Source organism: Parvibaculum sp. (genome assembly GCF_039973015.1).
Taxonomy (GTDB): domain Bacteria; phylum Pseudomonadota; class Alphaproteobacteria; order Parvibaculales; family Parvibaculaceae; genus Parvibaculum.
Window position 1 is genome coordinate 1 of the sequence record NZ_JBDWLT010000008.1, and the last position, 15676, is coordinate 15676.

13 protein-coding genes are annotated in these 15676 nt (G+C 61.6%); 4 read left to right on the top strand and 9 right to left on the bottom strand.

Translation table 11 applies throughout. The features are described from left to right. Nucleotides 1-176: 176 nt before the first annotated feature. Both ABJO61_RS06225 and cobA read right to left on the bottom strand, forming a co-directional pair. On the bottom strand, nucleotides 177-398 hold the full coding sequence (locus ABJO61_RS06225; protein ID WP_348324404.1) for an alkylphosphonate utilization protein: 222 nt from the start codon (nucleotides 396-398) through the stop codon (nucleotides 177-179). Between the two features lie 72 nt (nucleotides 399-470). Continuing rightward, nucleotides 471-1388, bottom strand: a complete 918-nt coding sequence (gene cobA / locus ABJO61_RS06230) for a uroporphyrinogen-III C-methyltransferase (RefSeq protein WP_348324402.1) — start codon at nucleotides 1386-1388, stop codon at nucleotides 471-473. Between the two features lie 139 nt (nucleotides 1389-1527). On the opposite strand from cobA, the gene ABJO61_RS06235 reads away from it, so the two are divergent. The 3 genes from ABJO61_RS06235 to ABJO61_RS06245 all read left to right on the top strand — a co-directional run bounded on the left by ABJO61_RS06235 (nucleotide 1528) and on the right by ABJO61_RS06245 (nucleotide 5084). Continuing rightward, entirely contained in the window at nucleotides 1528-2223 is a 696-nt protein-coding gene (locus ABJO61_RS06235; protein ID WP_348324400.1) for a TIGR02281 family clan AA aspartic protease, read from the top strand. A gap of 186 nt (nucleotides 2224-2409) precedes the next feature. Beyond that, on the top strand, nucleotides 2410-3909 hold the full coding sequence (locus ABJO61_RS06240) for a phosphomannomutase/phosphoglucomutase (RefSeq protein WP_348324398.1): 1500 nt from the start codon (nucleotides 2410-2412) through the stop codon (nucleotides 3907-3909). Nucleotides 3910-3980: 71 nt separating this feature from the next. Then, nucleotides 3981-5084: a phospholipase gene (locus tag ABJO61_RS06245; RefSeq protein ID WP_348324396.1), complete on the top strand. Its 1104-nt coding sequence runs from the start codon at nucleotides 3981-3983 to the stop codon at nucleotides 5082-5084. Here ABJO61_RS06245 and ABJO61_RS06250 read toward each other — a convergent pair. From ABJO61_RS06250 to ABJO61_RS06280, 7 genes are all read right to left on the bottom strand, one after another. Further along, nucleotides 5081-5917: a sulfite exporter TauE/SafE family protein gene (locus ABJO61_RS06250; protein WP_348330986.1), complete on the bottom strand. Its 837-nt coding sequence runs from the start codon at nucleotides 5915-5917 to the stop codon at nucleotides 5081-5083. The two genes, ABJO61_RS06245 and ABJO61_RS06250, sit on opposite strands and share 4 nt — an antisense overlap. 98 nt (nucleotides 5918-6015) lie before the next feature. Next, a complete protein-coding gene (locus ABJO61_RS06255) occupies nucleotides 6016-8661 on the bottom strand; it encodes a glycosyltransferase (protein ID WP_348324392.1) in 2646 nt (881 codons plus the stop codon). Between the two features lie 163 nt (nucleotides 8662-8824). Further along, a complete protein-coding gene (gene dusA / locus ABJO61_RS06260) occupies nucleotides 8825-9844 on the bottom strand; it encodes a tRNA dihydrouridine(20/20a) synthase DusA (protein ID WP_348324390.1) in 1020 nt (339 codons plus the stop codon). Nucleotides 9845-9976: 132 nt separating this feature from the next. Then, on the bottom strand, nucleotides 9977-10810 hold the full coding sequence (locus ABJO61_RS06265; protein ID WP_348324388.1) for a fumarylacetoacetate hydrolase family protein: 834 nt from the start codon (nucleotides 10808-10810) through the stop codon (nucleotides 9977-9979). Nucleotides 10811-10848: 38 nt separating this feature from the next. Next, nucleotides 10849-11754: a VOC family protein gene (locus ABJO61_RS06270; protein WP_348324386.1), complete on the bottom strand. Its 906-nt coding sequence runs from the start codon at nucleotides 11752-11754 to the stop codon at nucleotides 10849-10851. A gap of 11 nt (nucleotides 11755-11765) precedes the next feature. Beyond that, the gene (locus tag ABJO61_RS06275) at nucleotides 11766-13226 is read right to left on the bottom strand and encodes an aldehyde dehydrogenase (protein WP_348330984.1); all 1461 of its coding nucleotides are present in this window, start codon (nucleotides 13224-13226) and stop codon (nucleotides 11766-11768) included. Continuing rightward, on the bottom strand, nucleotides 13226-14701 hold the full coding sequence (locus tag ABJO61_RS06280) for a 4-hydroxyphenylacetate 3-hydroxylase N-terminal domain-containing protein (RefSeq protein ID WP_348324383.1): 1476 nt from the start codon (nucleotides 14699-14701) through the stop codon (nucleotides 13226-13228). Before ABJO61_RS06280 ends, ABJO61_RS06275 begins: the two co-directional genes overlap by 1 nt. Nucleotides 14702-14910: 209 nt before the next feature. Between ABJO61_RS06280 and ABJO61_RS06285 the strand changes: the two genes are divergently transcribed. Further along, nucleotides 14911-15615: a TetR/AcrR family transcriptional regulator gene (locus ABJO61_RS06285; RefSeq protein ID WP_348324381.1), complete on the top strand. Its 705-nt coding sequence runs from the start codon at nucleotides 14911-14913 to the stop codon at nucleotides 15613-15615. The last annotated feature ends 61 nt before the right edge of the window (nucleotides 15616-15676 follow it).

Consider the following 15676-nt stretch of genomic DNA (forward strand, 5'->3'; position numbering starts at 1 on the left):
ATTACCCGCCAACCTCCTGAAATCGCCCGGGACGCAGGACTGTTCCCCACGCCGCAGGATCGGTTCCCTCTCCACGCATTCGGCCAGTCCGGACGCGCCCTTCGGTGGAGCGAGATCGAACTAATATGGGTACGGAGGAAGAGAGGGGGACAAGTTTATTTTGAGGGAGCGGTCTGTCAGGCTTTCTTCAGGAACTCGGTTTTGAGGACGAGGCCCTTCACCTTCTCGGCATTGCATTCGATGTGACCGCTGTCGCCGGTGAGGCGGATGTTCTTCACAACGGTGCCGCGCTTCAAGGTGACGGACGTGCCCTTCACCTTCAAATCCTTGATGACCATGACACTATCGCCATCGGCAAGGATGTTGCCGTTGCTGTCTTTCACTACATCGCCGCTCATGAGTATCCGCCTGCCCTAAAGAGGAGTTTTGTCCTCTTTAAGCCCCGGCCCCCTCTGCCGCAACGGGAAAACCTAACCGGCGTTCTGCCTTGCGCGGGCATTGAGCGGATCGCGCTTGAGAATCCGGCCATCAATGGCGCCAAGCCAGTCGAGCCCCTCTCGCAGCTTCACCACATCGCCGATGACGATGATCGCAGGCGCCTTGAAGTCCGCGCGCATGACATCTTCCTGCGCGCTGCCCAGCGTCGTTTCGAGGACCGACTGGTCTTTCAAGGTCGCGTTGCGCACAAGAGCGACGGGCTCATCCGCACGGCGGCCATTTTCAATCAGGAGTTTCGAAATCTCGCCAAGATGGGAGAGCGCCATATAAAGAACGATGACGGGCGAGCCCTTGGCGATGGAGGGCCAGTCGAGATTTTCAGGCACATCGCCGCCCGCCATGTGGCCGGTGACGAAGGTGACGGCGTGGTTCACGTCGCGATGCGTCACCGGTATGCCGGCATAGCCGAGGCCGCCGACACCCGCCGTAACGCCCGGGACCACACGAAAGGGAATGCCCGCATCGACAAGCGCAAGCGCTTCTTCGCCGCCCCGGCCGAAGACGAAGGGGTCGCCGCCCTTCAGCCGCAACACGCGCTTGCCCGCGCTCGCAAGCTCCACCAGCTTCGCGGAAATATCGCGCTGCTTCGGGCTTGGCTTGCCGCCGCGCTTGCCGGAATATTCGAGGGTGGTATGCGGACCGGCGAATTGCAGGACCGTCTCGTCCACCAGTGCGTCATAGACGACGACATCGGCCTGGCGGAGGGCATTGAGCGCATGAAGCGTGAGAAGACCCGGATCGCCGGGCCCTGCACCGACGAGCCAGACCCAGCCGGGCTCGAACTCCGGCAGGCCGAGCGCGGACGCCGCCTCGGCCGCACCTTCCGGCACGGGAGAGACCTTGCGGCCGCCTGTCAGCGATATGACTTTATCCTGCGGGTCGTTCGACATTTCACTTTTCACGCAAGTGAATTAAAAGACAACTCAACTCTAACATGTAAATAAGGGCTTGTCGCCTGTCTTCCAAGGCCTACCCCCGGCTGAAAACCGCGTTACACTTTTCTCAATATCACACGCTAGGCTCTTGCAAATGAGACAGAACAACTGGACATGGGCTGCCCTGCTGCTCCTGGGGGCCGCGGCGCTGCTGCTATTACTGATGAACCGCTTTCCGGGTGCGCTCGACAGCGAGAATGCGCAGATGCGCCTCGTCTATGGCGTGCTGCTGCTGGCGCTGGTCGGCACCAGCGTCGTCATGGGCTGGCGGGAGCGCGCGGGGGTGGCGCTGAAGCAGGCGCTGGCCTGGGTGGCGATCGGGCTCGTGCTTGTGATCGGCTATTCCTATCGCGACGTCTTTTCGGATATGGGAAGCCGGCTGCGCAGCGAACTCGCGCCTTCCGCGCCGGTGACGAGCGAGCCGGGCACGGCCTATCTCTCGCGCGACATGACCGGACATTTCCATGCCGATGCGCTGGTCGACGGCACCTATGTGCGTTTCATGGTGGATACGGGCGCGAGCGACGTGGCGCTCAGCACGGCAGATGCAGAGCGGATCGGCATCGATCTTTCGTCGCTGCGCTATACCATTCCCTACAACACGGCGAACGGAACCATCTATGCCGCCGCCATCACGCTCAAAGAGGTGAAGGTGGGCGGGATCATTTTGCGCGACGTGGATGCCTCGGTCTCGCAGGGCGGGCTCGACAGATCCCTGCTCGGCATGAGCTTTCTCGGGCGGCTCGACTCCTTCGAGGTACGAGGCGAACGGCTGATGCTGCGCTACTGATCGAGACGCCATTCTCCTGCCTCATTCGGGCCTTCAATAGCGGATCAGACTGTCATCCGTTTACGCCGAAAATTCGCTATAAAGAACCATCGAGACTTATCGTTGCCGCGTTTCCCGGCGGCCAGGCGCCCTCTGAAAGAGGCACCTGACCTGGAAACGCTCCAATCCTGCCCTCCCGGAGAGAACATGACGCTGAAGCCGCGCACCGACCTGAAGCCCAACACGCCGGAATTCGAAAACCTGCCGCTCGTCTCACCCAACGGGTTTCGCGAATATGACGCGCGCTGGCTCTTCGAAAAGGAGATCAATCTCGTCGGTGTGCAGGCGCTGGGGCTCGGGCTCGGCACGGCGATCCACGACATGGGCGTGGCGCCGAGAATCGCGGTGGGCCACGATTTCCGTTCCTATTCCGCCTCGATCAAGCAGGCGCTCATCATCGGCCTGATGGAAGCGGGCTGCGAGGTGCACGATATCGGGCTGGCGCTCTCGCCCGTCGCCTATTTCTCGCAATTCGAACTCGATGTGCCGTGCGTTGCCATGGTGACGGCGAGCCACAACGAAAACGGCTGGACGGGCGTGAAGATGGGTGCGCAGCGGCCGCTGACCTTCGGGCCGGACGAGATGAACCGGCTGAAAGAGATCGTGCTGAACGGCAAGGGCGTGGCGCGCGAGGGCGGACGCTATATCCGCGTCGCGGACATGGCCGAACGCTATATCGCGGACCTTACCGACCGCCCGAAGATCAAGCGCAAGCTGCGCGTCGTCGCGGCCTGCGGCAATGGCACGGCGGGCGCCTTCGCGCCGAAGGTGCTGGAGGGGATCGGCGTGGAGGTGATCCCGCTCGACTGCGAACTCGACTGGACCTTCCCGCGCTATAATCCGAACCCGGAAGACATGGAAATGCTCCATGCGCTGCGCGACAAGGTGCTGGAAACGGGTGCCGATGTCGGCCTCGGCTTCGACGGCGACGGCGACCGCTGCGGCGTGGTGGACAATACGGGCGAGGAAATCTTCGCCGACAAGGTGGGCGTGATGCTGGCACGCGATCTTTCAGCGCAATATCCGAATGCGCAATTCGTGGTGGACGTGAAATCGACCGGGCTTTTCCTCACCGACCCCGTGCTGATCAAGAACGGCGCCAAGACCGACTACTGGAAGACCGGCCACTCCTATATCAAGCGGCGCGCGCATGAGCTGAACGCACTGGTGGGCTTCGAGAAGTCCGGCCACTATTTCTTCAATCCGCCGATCGGGCGCGGCTATGACGACGGCCTCGTCTCGGCCATCGCCATTTGCGACATGCTGGACCGCAACCCCGACAAGAAAATGTCGGAGCTGCGCGAGGCGCTGCCGATGACATGGGGTTCGCCCACCATGTCGCCCTATTGCCCCGACGAGAAGAAATACGAAGTCGTGGAGCGGATGGTGAAGCTCTTCACCGGCATGGCGGAGAAAGGCGAGACGCTTCTCGGCCAGAAGATCCGCGATGTCGTGACGGTGAACGGCGTGCGCGTGACGGTGGAAGACGGAACGTGGGGCCTTGTACGCGCCTCATCGAACAAGCCTGGGCTCGTGGTCGTGGTCGAAAGCCCGGCGTCGGAGGCGAACATGCGCGCCATGTTCGCGGAAGTAGACAGGCACCTCTCATCGCAGCCCGAAGTCGGCGAGTACGACCAGAAGATCTGAACAGGCTTCGCGCTTGCCCTTCCCTGCCCCTCCGGTCACTCTCGCGGCAACGAGAAACCGGGAGGCAAGGCATGAGCGAAACTTCAAGCGATAGACTTATAGAGGCCGTCGATACGCTTCTGCCCGCGCTGTTGCAGGGGATGGATGCTGTTTCCTTCATTGCGCGGCACATGCATCCGCCGCTGCTGGAAAGCCTTGTCGAGCAGATGGAGCCGGTGGCGACGAAGCTGAAAGAGGCGCGGCCCGCCTTCGACGCTGCGGCGTGGCCGGAGCATCTCGCCGCCTTCGCCTCACATGTGCGCCAGGCGGCGGACGAGACGGAGGCCGTGTTCCAGGGATTGCGCGAGGCGGTGAACGATCAATCGTCGCCGGGCGGGCCCGTCTTCGCCGCCTATCGCGGCATGCGGCACGGGCCACGCGCGATGGAAGCGCTCTACCCCGTTTCCGCGATGCTGCCGCCGGTGAGCCGTTTCTTTCTGGAGGAAGGCGCGCGGGACGATACCGCGCTGCTTGAACGGCTTGCCGAAGGCGCGGCGAAAGAAGGAACGGGCGTCCACCATTTCGGCAACGAGAAGGGGCAGCGCGGCGGTTTTTCGCTCTATGTACCCGAAACATATGAGGCGGATCGCCCTCACCCGCTGATCGTCGCCTGCCATGGCGGCAGCGGACATGGACGCGGCTTTCTCTGGACATGGCTCGCGGCGGCGCGCTCACGCGGGGCCATCCTGCTGAGCCCGACATCGCTCGACGCAACATGGTCGCTCATGGAGCCGGAGCGGGACCGCGCCTCGCTCGCGCGGATGATGGCGCATGTGAACGAACGCTGGACCATCGACGCTACCCATGTGCTGCTGACCGGCATGAGCGATGGCGGCACCTTCACCTATCTGGCGGGGCTGGCGGGCGGACCCTATACGCATCTCGCGCCTGTTTCGTCCGCGTGGCACCCGATGCTCATCGGCTCCGCCGATCCGGCGCGGCTGAACGGCCTGCCGGTCTACATCACGCATGGTGCGCTCGACTGGATGTTCGTGGCCGACATGGCGCGGCTCGCCTCGTCGGAGCTTTCGGCGGCGGGTGCGGACGTGACCTATCGCGAGATCGCGGACCTCTCCCACACTTATCCGCCGGAAGAGAATGCGCGGATCATGGACTGGTTTCTGCCCGGGTCTTAGCCGAAGAACAGCCGATAGAACATCTGCGCCGATGTGAGCGCCAGGAAAAAGGCGAAAGCGCGGATGAGCGCCTTGTGGCTGATCGCATGGGCGATGGCGGCGCCCCAGGGCGCGGCCAGCACGGAGAGCGGCGCGATGAAGGCGATTCCGATCAGGTTCACATAGCCGAGACTGAAAGGCGGAAGCAGCGGATCGTTCCAGCCCGCAAGCACGAAGCCGATAACGGCGGGAACCGCGATAAGAACGCCAAGGCCGGAAGACGTCGCCACCGCTTCGCGGGGGTTCTTGCCGTAGAGCGTCATGAAGCTGACGGCGAAGGTGCCGCCGCCAATGCCCATGAGCGCGGAGAGCGCGCCGATGACGCCGGCAACGGAGTATTGCGCGGGCTTGCCTGGCAGCTCCGTGCCGAGACGCCAGCTTTCCTTGCCGAAGGCGAGATTGGCGGCAACGAGAAGCGCGATGGTGGCGAAGACGCCGGTAAGCGCATCGCCGCTGACCCATGCCGCAACCACCGTTCCCACAGCAACGCCCGCAAGAATGGGCGTGGCCCAGCTCTTCAATAATGGCCAGTCCACTGCACCTTTTTTTGCGTGGGCGCGAACCGAGCGGATCGAGGTGAGCACGATGGTGCCGAGCGATGTGCCGACGGCGAGATGCATGCGCACCACCTCGTCGATGCCGAGAAGCGTGAAGACATGATAGAGCACGGGCACGATGACGATGCCGCCACCGACGCCGAGAAGACCGGCAAGAACACCGGCGACAAGACCGGTGGCAATGAGCCCGAGCGCAAAAGGCGCAAGCTCCACGAACGACATGGCTTCAATCTGCATGGAAAAACTTCCGGCTGGCGGTCAACGGACGGGAGGAACCCCGAGGACGCGGCAAATCTAGAGTATCGTGGATGGAATTCCTACCTGTCCTGCAGAGGTCAGACGACCAGACGCTCGGCAGCAGCATGGCGGCGCGCCCAACTGCGGTCGGCTATGTCGAGCATGGTCTGGCATCTTTCCAGGCAGCTTTCCCATGAATAGTTGCGCTCGACGAAGGAAACGCCGTTGCGCTGAAGCTCCTGCCACAATGCCTCGTCTTCGTAGAGGCGCAGCACGGCGTCGCAGAACGCCTCTTCGCCATCGGCCACAAGAACGTCGCGGCCATCGGCAAGGCCCATACCTTCCACCGCGACGGAGGTTGCAACCGAGGGAACGCCATATGCAAGAGCGTGAACGAGCTTGCCCTTGATGCCCGCACCATAGCGAAGCGGCGCGACGAAAACCCTTGCCGCATCGAAAACCGGCGCGAGATCGGGGACGAAGCCCTTTACCTCGAAACGGTCATCGTCGAGCGCCAGAATATCGGGACCGGCATCCGCGCCGACAAGCATGAGCTTTGCATCGGCGGGCAGTCTCTCGCGAAGCCGGGGCCAAATTCTTTCCTTCAGGTAGACCGCTGCATCGATATTCGGCAGATGACAGAAGCCGCCGAGAAAGACGATATGGCGGCGCGCGGGCGAGAGCCCCTTTTTCGCATTCTCCGGCACTCTGAAGACGTAAGGGAAAACCAGGGCGGTGTCTCGCGCGGCGGGCTCTTCACGAACGACCATCTCGAATTCGGTCGGGGCGAGGAACACCGTGCAGTCCGCATCGGCGACAAGGCGCATCTCCATTTGCTTCGTCTGCGCCGCAACGCCGCGCATCTCATCGTCATTCGTGAGTTCGGCCTGACGGCTCTCGCGAAGATGATGCAGGTCGACGGTGTTGTAGATGATGCGGGCGCCGGGCCAGCGGGTCCGCAACTCCTCCATGACCGGGGTGAGCACATTCACCCGGAAGGCCAGGATGTAGTCAATCCACCCGACGCGGGCGAGATGGCCGGTGACATCCGTGAAGGTACGGAAATGCGGGCGGACGAGACATTCGACACCAAGCCGCCGGAAGTTGCGGGCATATCCCGCAGACGGGCGTCTGCTTTTCGTTGGAGCGAAAATCACATGCCAGCCCAGTTCGATATAAGCGCGAATGAGAGAGTCCGCGAGAACGGACCCTGCGTCCCTGTCCGGCGTCGGTATGCGATGATCAAGGACGACAAGCGGCGCGGCGGTATATCTGTTGGCCTCCGTGTAGCTGTCCGGTCCGCGCGAACCATGCCCGTCCAGAACATGCTGCCAGCGTTCCCTGAACTTTCCAAGATTGACGACCTGGTTCGCCTTGACGCCCTTGTCCGTGGCCGTCCCGTGCGTCACCCCTTCATGATGGATCACCTGCGACACGGGCTGATACCAGACTTCGTACCCGGCCTCGCGGGCACGGAAGGCGAGATCTGCATCCTCGCAATAGGCGGGCGCGAAGGTTTCATCAAAACCGCGCAATTCATTCCAGACATCGCGGCGGATGGCGAGCGAAGCGCCCGACACATAATCGGCCTGACGGGCATAGGACCAGAACGGGTTATCGGGGTCTCCCCCCCGGCCGCATAACCTGATCCTCCCATCGTTGAAGACGATGGCGCCGCCATCCTGCAAGCTGAGATCGCCGTTCAAAAGCTTCGAGCCGACGAGGCCCGCGCGCGGAAAACTGGTGAATGTGGCGACAAGTTCATCCAGCCAGCGGGTGATGACGCGCGTGTCGCTGTTCAGAAGGACGGTATATTTTCCCCGCCCCAGCTCAACCGCACGGTTGCAACTGCGCAGGAAACCAAGATTGACGGAATTGCGCACCAGCCTGATCCAGGGAATCCGCTCAAGCAGGCCGGCACAAGCCGCAGCCGGCGAACAATCGTCGACCACGACGATCTCGACCCTTGAACCCGTGCGGTGCCACGCGAGGGATTCAAGCAGAGACAACACGAAATGGATCTGTCCGAACACAGGGATGACGATCGAAACATCGGGCTCCTCCGCGTCAATCGTCATGACGGGAGTAAGCGCAGCTACATATTCAGCCGCCCGTTCGAGCGCCGCGCGATCTCCAATCTCGACGGGAAGACGGGGAAAGCCGAAACGGCGAAAAAACGCCTCATGTGCCGTGCGGGCGCGTTCACGGGCGGCGGCGTCCGTGTCCGTCACGTCCGGACAGGCCGGCACGTCCTCGGTTGCGCCGACCGTCATGAAGTGGGCAAGCGGATTTTCACCCGAGCGCCGCAAGGACGGATAGGCATCCAGATAGGCGGAGGTGGAGAACTGCGGACCAGGATCGAAATTGCCCGACGCAGCATTCTCAATGTAGTGCTCCAGCGGCGAACAACCGCTCTTTTTCACCCGAGGATATTTGCGCAGATACCATCCGGTGTGGAAAAAGCGGTTGAAGACCGCCCTCTTGCGCCCGCCGGATTTCAGATAATGGACGAGAGCATTTTCGCCCGAGCGCAACAGTTCAGGCTGGCCCTTGCAATAGCTCGCAACACTGAAAAGGGGGCCGGGATCGCGCTCTTCCGCAGCGCCGTAGCGGCAAAAGTGCTCCAGCGGATCGAGTTTCGAGGCGGCAACATCGGGGTATTGTTCGAGATACCATTGCGGGTCGAAGATCGGACTGCCGCCTATCGCGGCGAGGTCTGCGCGCCATTCGCCGCGGTGTGCCAACGGTTTCGGCAGGAAAGACCCCCCCCCGCCGGCTTCCAGAAAATCCCGGATTTTCTGTCCCCAATGCATATTCAGCAGTCACCCTCCGACATGGACCAGACGAGCTTGCCGGAGTTCCACATCAAGAACACTCTCATTCATGTTCAGTTTGACGGGCGATTTGTCACGCCCCGTCCGCACATGCCAGCGAGCCGGGGCCTTCACCACCCGTCTCTTCCACTACTAACGCCATCGCTTCGCGAATGACACGCTCATTCGCGCCGGATCGCGGCGCGTTTTCGGAGATGTGGCGGCGGAAGGCCCGTGCGCCCGGACGCCCCTGAAAGAGCCCCAATATATGACGTGTCATCGCATGAAGATGTGTTCCATGCGCCAATTCTCTTTGCACATAGGGCAAGAAGGCATCAAGCACTTCATGGCGCGAGGGAACAGGGCGATCGTCGCCGTAGAAGCGCACATCCACGCCGGACAGCACATAGGGGTTCTGATAGGCGGCGCGGCCGAGCATGGCGCCATCGACATGGACGAGATGCGCTTGCGTTTCGTCGAGCGTCGCGATGCCGCCATTGACGATAATGGTCATGTCCGGCATGGCCTGTTTCAGACGATAGACGAGCGGATAGTCGAGCGGCGGGACATCGCGGTTTTCCTTCGGCGACAAACCTTCAAGCCAGGCCTTGCGCGCGTGGACGATGAGCGTTTCGCAACCGGCTTCGCGAACGGCCTGCGCCATGGCCGGGAGGGCTTTCTCCGGCTCCTGTTCGTCCACACCGATGCGGCACTTCACGGTAACGGGGACGGAGACCGCCGACCGCATCGCCTCGACACAACGTGCAACAAGATCCGGCTCGCGCATGAGGCAGGCGCCGAAGCGGCCGGATTGCACCCGGTCCGAAGGGCAGCCGACATTGAGGTTTACTTCGTCATAGCCAAAATCAGCGGCGATGCGCGCGGCTTCAGCCAAATCCGACGGTTCGGAGCCGCCAAGCTGAACGGCAACAGGATGTTCGGACGGGTCGAAGGCGAGAAGGTGCTTGCGGTCCCCATGCAGCACCGCACCCGTCGTCACCATCTCCGTATATAGAAGTGCATGACGCGTGATGAGACGCAGGAAAAACCGGTCGTGCCGGTCCGTCCAGTCCATCATGGGGGCGACGGAGATTTTATTTGTCAGCGTGTTCAATAGCTTACCGAGCTTCGGAGAACCTTCAAGAAGCCTAGTTTACGCTGTTGTATCCCTCAATGCTTCCCCGGTGCACATGAAAATTGGCGCCCAAGCGGAAATGCGGACGGCCTGGCCATTTTCACCTTCCGGTCAGAACTGACCAAGCGCCACGCGGCGCACCGCGTCGGTGTCGGTCGGCTTGTGACCGACATCGTGCTTCGGTGCAGGTACTTCCTGAACGGTGTTCGAGATGCTTCCAATGCCCGTCACCTCCACGTCGACGACGTCGCCCGGATTCATCGGCCGCGAATTGGCGGGTGTGCCGGTCAGTACGATATCGCCCGGCAGGAAGGTGATGTGCCGCGACAGGTCGGCGAAGATGTAGTCGATCGGGAAGGTCATCTCGCTCACCGGCCCGTCCTGCACCTTCTCGCCGTTGATGTAGGTGCGCACCGACTGCTCACGAATATCCACGCCCCGCACGATACCCGGTCCGACCGGACAGAAGCCGTCCTGCCCCTTCACACGCAGCATCGAGCCCGCATCCGTGTCGCGGAAATCCTGCGCGCCAACATCATTCGCCGGGGCGAAGCCCGCGAGATGATCCCAGACGTCTTCCGGCGCAACATTCCGCATCGGCTTGCCAACGATGGCCGCGATCTCGCCTTCATAGTTGAGATACTGGCAGTCAGCCGGGCGGTTCAGAAAGCCGCGATGAGAATTGAGCGTCGTCAGCGGCTTCTGAAAATAGGTCGGCGTAACCAGCGGTGGCGCCTTGAACTCGACGCGCCGTGAATCGTAGTTCAGATGAATGCAGATGATCTTCGTCGGGTCGCAAGGCGGCAGATAGGCCGCGCTTGCTTCTTCCACCGTTCGACCATCGCCGAGACGGAGCTTGCCGCCCTCCTCCGGCTTCACCCAGACCGGCGTTCCCTGATGCAGGATGCGCCGCCATTCCTCGCGCGGACCTTCAAGAACGGACATGTATTTTCCTTCCCTTATTATTGTCCCGGTACGGACCTTCAGGCCGGCACCATGAAACCCTTCATGTTCTCGAAAATCGGCGTGTGGCCGTAGGTGTCCCGCTGATAGAACTCCGACTGGCCGGTGGGTGCGCGGCCACCCCATCCGATCTCGTTCATGAAGCCGGAGGGGTTCTTGAAATAGAAGGAGAAGTTGTGATCGTTGGAATGGCTGCCCGGTTCAAGGATCACCGGCAATTGCGCCAGGCGCACAATGTCTTGCGTAAGCCCGACATCCTCAAGCCGCTCCACTTCAAACATCAGATGATTGATTGTCTTCTCCGACGGCTCGCCGAATGCAAGAGTGTGCTGGCGCGTATTGCAGTGAAGAAACATCAGTTCGACCTTCTCCGGCATACCGGGAATCGCGATCTTGTATTCGACGCCGCCACGCATTCCGAGCAGCGAGTAGAATGCATGCAGCTCCTCGAAACCGGCGCGCCGGTTCAGCATCATGTGACCGAAGCCACCGCCTGCCGTCTTGAATCCGCCATGCATCCTTCTTCCCGGATGGAAGGGAAGGTCATACTGGACGAGCGGACCATGGAAGAGCTCGATGGCAAACCCGTTCGGGTCTGCCAGGAACATGACCTCAAGCACATGACGTGCTTCAGCCTCCTCGTGACTGCCGATCCGGACGTCGACTCCCGCAGCCTTGAGACGGTCAGCCATTTCGCGGAACTCCAGCACACCCGCAAGACGGAGCCCCATGACGAGAAGATCGTCCGCCGGATTTTCGACGAGCTTGATCCTGTGGTGCCAGTAGTCCATCCGCAGATAACGCGTTTTCTCGTCTTCGCCCGGCCTGACCTCAAGGGCCAGAACCTGAGAGGCATATTCCTCCCACGCAGCAAGATTGCTGACGCCGAGCGTGACATAACCCAGTTCCGTGACTTCTACCGCCATGATTTCCTCCCTCAAGCGAACGATCCTTTGCGGACCGATATGTTTTTTATGTCGGTGTAGAAGTCGAAGCTCCAGACGCCGCCTTCACGCCCGATGCCCGAGTCCTTCGATCCGCCGAACGGCGCGGCAAGGTCGCGAACGAAGAAGCAGTTGACCCAGATCGTCCCGGCGACGACTTGCGAGGCGATATCCATCGCCCGCTTTTCGCTGCGGCTGAACAGCGTGCCCGCGAGGCCGTAGCGCGTGTTGTTCGCGAGTTTGACCACCTCATCGTCGGAGGAAAAGCTCTGCCAGGTGAGAACCGGACCGAAGACTTCGCGCTGCGAAATCTCGAAATCGGGGCTCACATCGGCAAAGAGCGTGGGTTCGAAGTAGAGGTCGCCGAAATTGGAACGGCCCCCGCCCCAGAGCGGTACAGCGCCGTCGGCCTTCGCCCGCTCAACGAACCCCGCGACGCGCTCGAAATGCTCCTTGTGGATCAGCGGCCCGACCCGCGTATCCTTGTCGCGCGGATCGCCGACCGTCATGTGGGCGGCGGCGCCGCGCACCTTTTCGAGGAACTGTTCCTCGACCTTCTTCTCCACCATGATGCGCGTGCCCGCCAGACAGACTTGACCGGCGTTCATGTACTGAGCGGCAACGGTTTGCGCGGCGGCATCGAGATCGGCGTCGGCGCAGACGATGAAGGGAGACTTTCCGCCGAGCTCCGCGCTCATCGGCGTGATGGATCGCGCCGCCGCCTGACCGATGATTTTTGCGGTATCGGTCGAGCCCGTGAAGCTGATGCGGTCGACGCCGGGATGGTTCACGAGAGCGTCGCCCGCTTCCTCGCCAATCCCCTGTACGACATTCAACACACCAGCAGGTATGCCCGCCTCATGCGCGATGTCCGCCATGAGCGAACAGGTGAGAGGGGCCCATTCCGGCGGCTTCACGACAATGGTGTTGCCGGCGGCGAGCGCCGGGCCGATCTTCCAGGTGGTCAGCATCAGCGGTGCGTTCCACGGCGTGATGAGGACCGCCACGCCCGCCGGGTCGTATTTCACATGGTTCACGACTTCGGGCGAGTCGATCGAATGCCCGTCAAGCGTCATTGCCCAGTCGGCGAAGAACTCGATGTTCTGCGCGGCGCGCGGAACGACACGATGGACGTTGCCCATGAGGAGTGAGCCGTTGTCCATCGTTTCGACCGCGGCCAACTCATTGACCCGGGCCTTCAAGCCCTCGGCGAATTTCTTGAGGATCGGAAGCCTTCCCTTGGGCCCGAGTGCTGCCCATACCGGGAAGGCTTTGCGTGCGGATGCGACCGCCGCATCCGCTTCCGCCTTGCCACCCGCCGATACATCCGCGAGATGCGAGCCGTCGATGGGGGAGAAGTCAGGGAACTTCTCCTTCGAGGAAACGCGTCTACCGTCGATCCAGTGATCGGTGGAAACATCGACGCCCGCGACTTTCACGGTGTTGCCGCTCATCATACGGCCTCCGCGAATTTCACCGCCGGGGCCAGCGGCTTGTCTTCCTTGATGAAGCGATCGACCAGTCTGTCCGCGCGGGCGCGATCGGCGATCATATGCGCGACCTGCTGGTTGCGCGCGCCCGACGCCAGATAGAAACGCTCATACTGTTCACCGCGGCTTGCAAGCGCGCTACCTGTGAAGTCCCAGGCGAGACGGAAGAGCCGGCTGCGCGTCTCCGCATCGATGCCGTTTGCGCCATGCATGTAACGCTCGATGAGCGGACGCAGTTCAGGGTTTGCGAGCTGCGCTTCGGTCGGTGCGGCAAGCAGATTGTGCGAACCGAGCAGCCGGATGATCTCGTTCACGCGGGGAAACCAGGTCGGCAGCATCGACTTCAACGCCGTCATCGGCGCGCCATGCGGGAACCAGACGCCGTTGCCGAATTCATAGGCATTCTCTTCCGCCATCTGAATGCAGGAACGGGCGAATTCGCCATAGCTCCAGAGTTCGCCGAGCATCTGGATCGATGGCGGCTGCAGACCGCCAACCGCTTCCGTCATACGCGTTGCGACACCCCAGGCGAATTCGAGCTTCGTCTGGGCACGGATCATGGCCTGCTGCGTGACGTTCGGGAACCAGCCAGTCGACATGACTTGGTTGTATACCTCGACGTTGCAGTTGATGTGGATTCGGTCGTGCGGCACCTCGACATCATCGAAGATTACGAAGGCGTCCTGTTCGTCGAAGCGCGAGGATAGCGGATGGTCGTGCACGTTGAGCGTGCCGGCGCAGCTGTCGCGGCAGATGAATTTGAGCCCCGGCGTATCCATCGGGATACAGAAGGCGAGCGCATAATCATGCGCGTCCGGCCGCACCGGATGAGCCGGATATACAGCAAGCTCATCCGCAAAGGGGGCGAGCGTGGCCAGCACGCGGGCACCGCGCACGATGATGCCGTACTCCGTTTCGCCAACCTTGTGCAATGGCACCTCATTCGGCGGCCCAACGATATCGCCACCTGCCTTGTCGATGGTCGGGTGAATGATGGTGTGGGTAAGGGAGATGTCGTTACGGCGCAGGAACTTCTGATAGTTGACGAGGTTCTCCGCGCCCTCTTCGTTTCCGTTCGCGCCCCATTCGTCCGCGCGGCCAGCAAAGCCGGCATAGGTAACATTCATGTAATCCGGCGAACGTCCCATCACGCCGACCGTATATTCGGCGTGGCGCTGCAGCGCCTTGTGGCGGCGCAGGATGTCGTCCTTCGAACGGGGGATCATGTGCGTGGCATTGATCTTCTCGCCCGTCTCAGGGTCCGGCATCAGGCAGTCATCGGCATGCTGGTGCTGAAGGTCGAACAACCCCGCGAGGCCGCGCGCCGCGCCGGCGAAAGCAGGATGGTTGACAACATCGGTGACCTTCTCGGAGCCGAGCCAGATCTCCCGGCTGCCTCTCAAGCCCTTCAAAAACTCTTCTCCCGTGCGTGCCGGCATGGCGCGATCCCCTCCCTAGTGTCGGCGGCACCCTCGCTGGCGCGCCATTTGTGATTCAATTCATTTATGACTACACTCATATTCATTTCTTGAGTCAAGCGAAATGCATGCTGCGGAAATGAAGGGCGCGATTGACAATGCGGAACGATCGGCCAAGTTGTTGCCCTATCGAAATTCCTTACGGATTCGCAGGAAGGGGCGGGCTCGGCGTGACAAAGGCGGCGAAGAAGCAGGCAGTGACGCGCGGGGCAGAGAAGGTGCCCCCTATGGGTCGCCGCGAACGCAACAAGCAGGAAAAATTCGACCGCATCCTCGCGGCCTCGCGCGATCTTTTCGCCGCAAAGGGATTCGCCGAAACGACGACGCAGGAAATTGCCGAGCGGGCAGATATCGGTACCGGCACCCTTTTCCTTTACGCGAAGACCAAGGAAGACTTGCTCATCATGGTCTTCAAGGATGAGATGATCGAGACGTCGCGGGCGGCCTTTCGCAAAGTGTCTCCAGCAACGCCGCTTGTCGACCAGCTCATGCAGGTCTTTGGAGCGATGGTCGCCTATCATAACCGTGACGTTCCGCTGGCGCGCGCACTGATACGCGAAATCACGATCCTTTCCCGGCCGGAGCGCCGGGAAGATGTACGCACCCTCATGCGTATCATCTACAGCGGGATCGGCGACCTCATCGCCGGGGCGCGCGACCGGGAAGGACTTCGGTCCGATATCGACCCGATGCTGGCGGGCGAGAGTCTTTTCGGGATCTATTATCTCGGCCTCATCGGCTGGCTCAGCGGCCAGACAACCAAGCAGGCTTTTCTGAAACGACTGCGCGTCAAGTTCATTCTGGCGATCGACGGACTGCGCCCTACTGCCCCCGAGGCGGGCGGTACACGCAAACGGCGACCGGCAAAGGCCTGAGTCCGTCGAGCCCGCCCATGCATTATTGACTTTCATCATTTATGATGACACTCAGTAATTA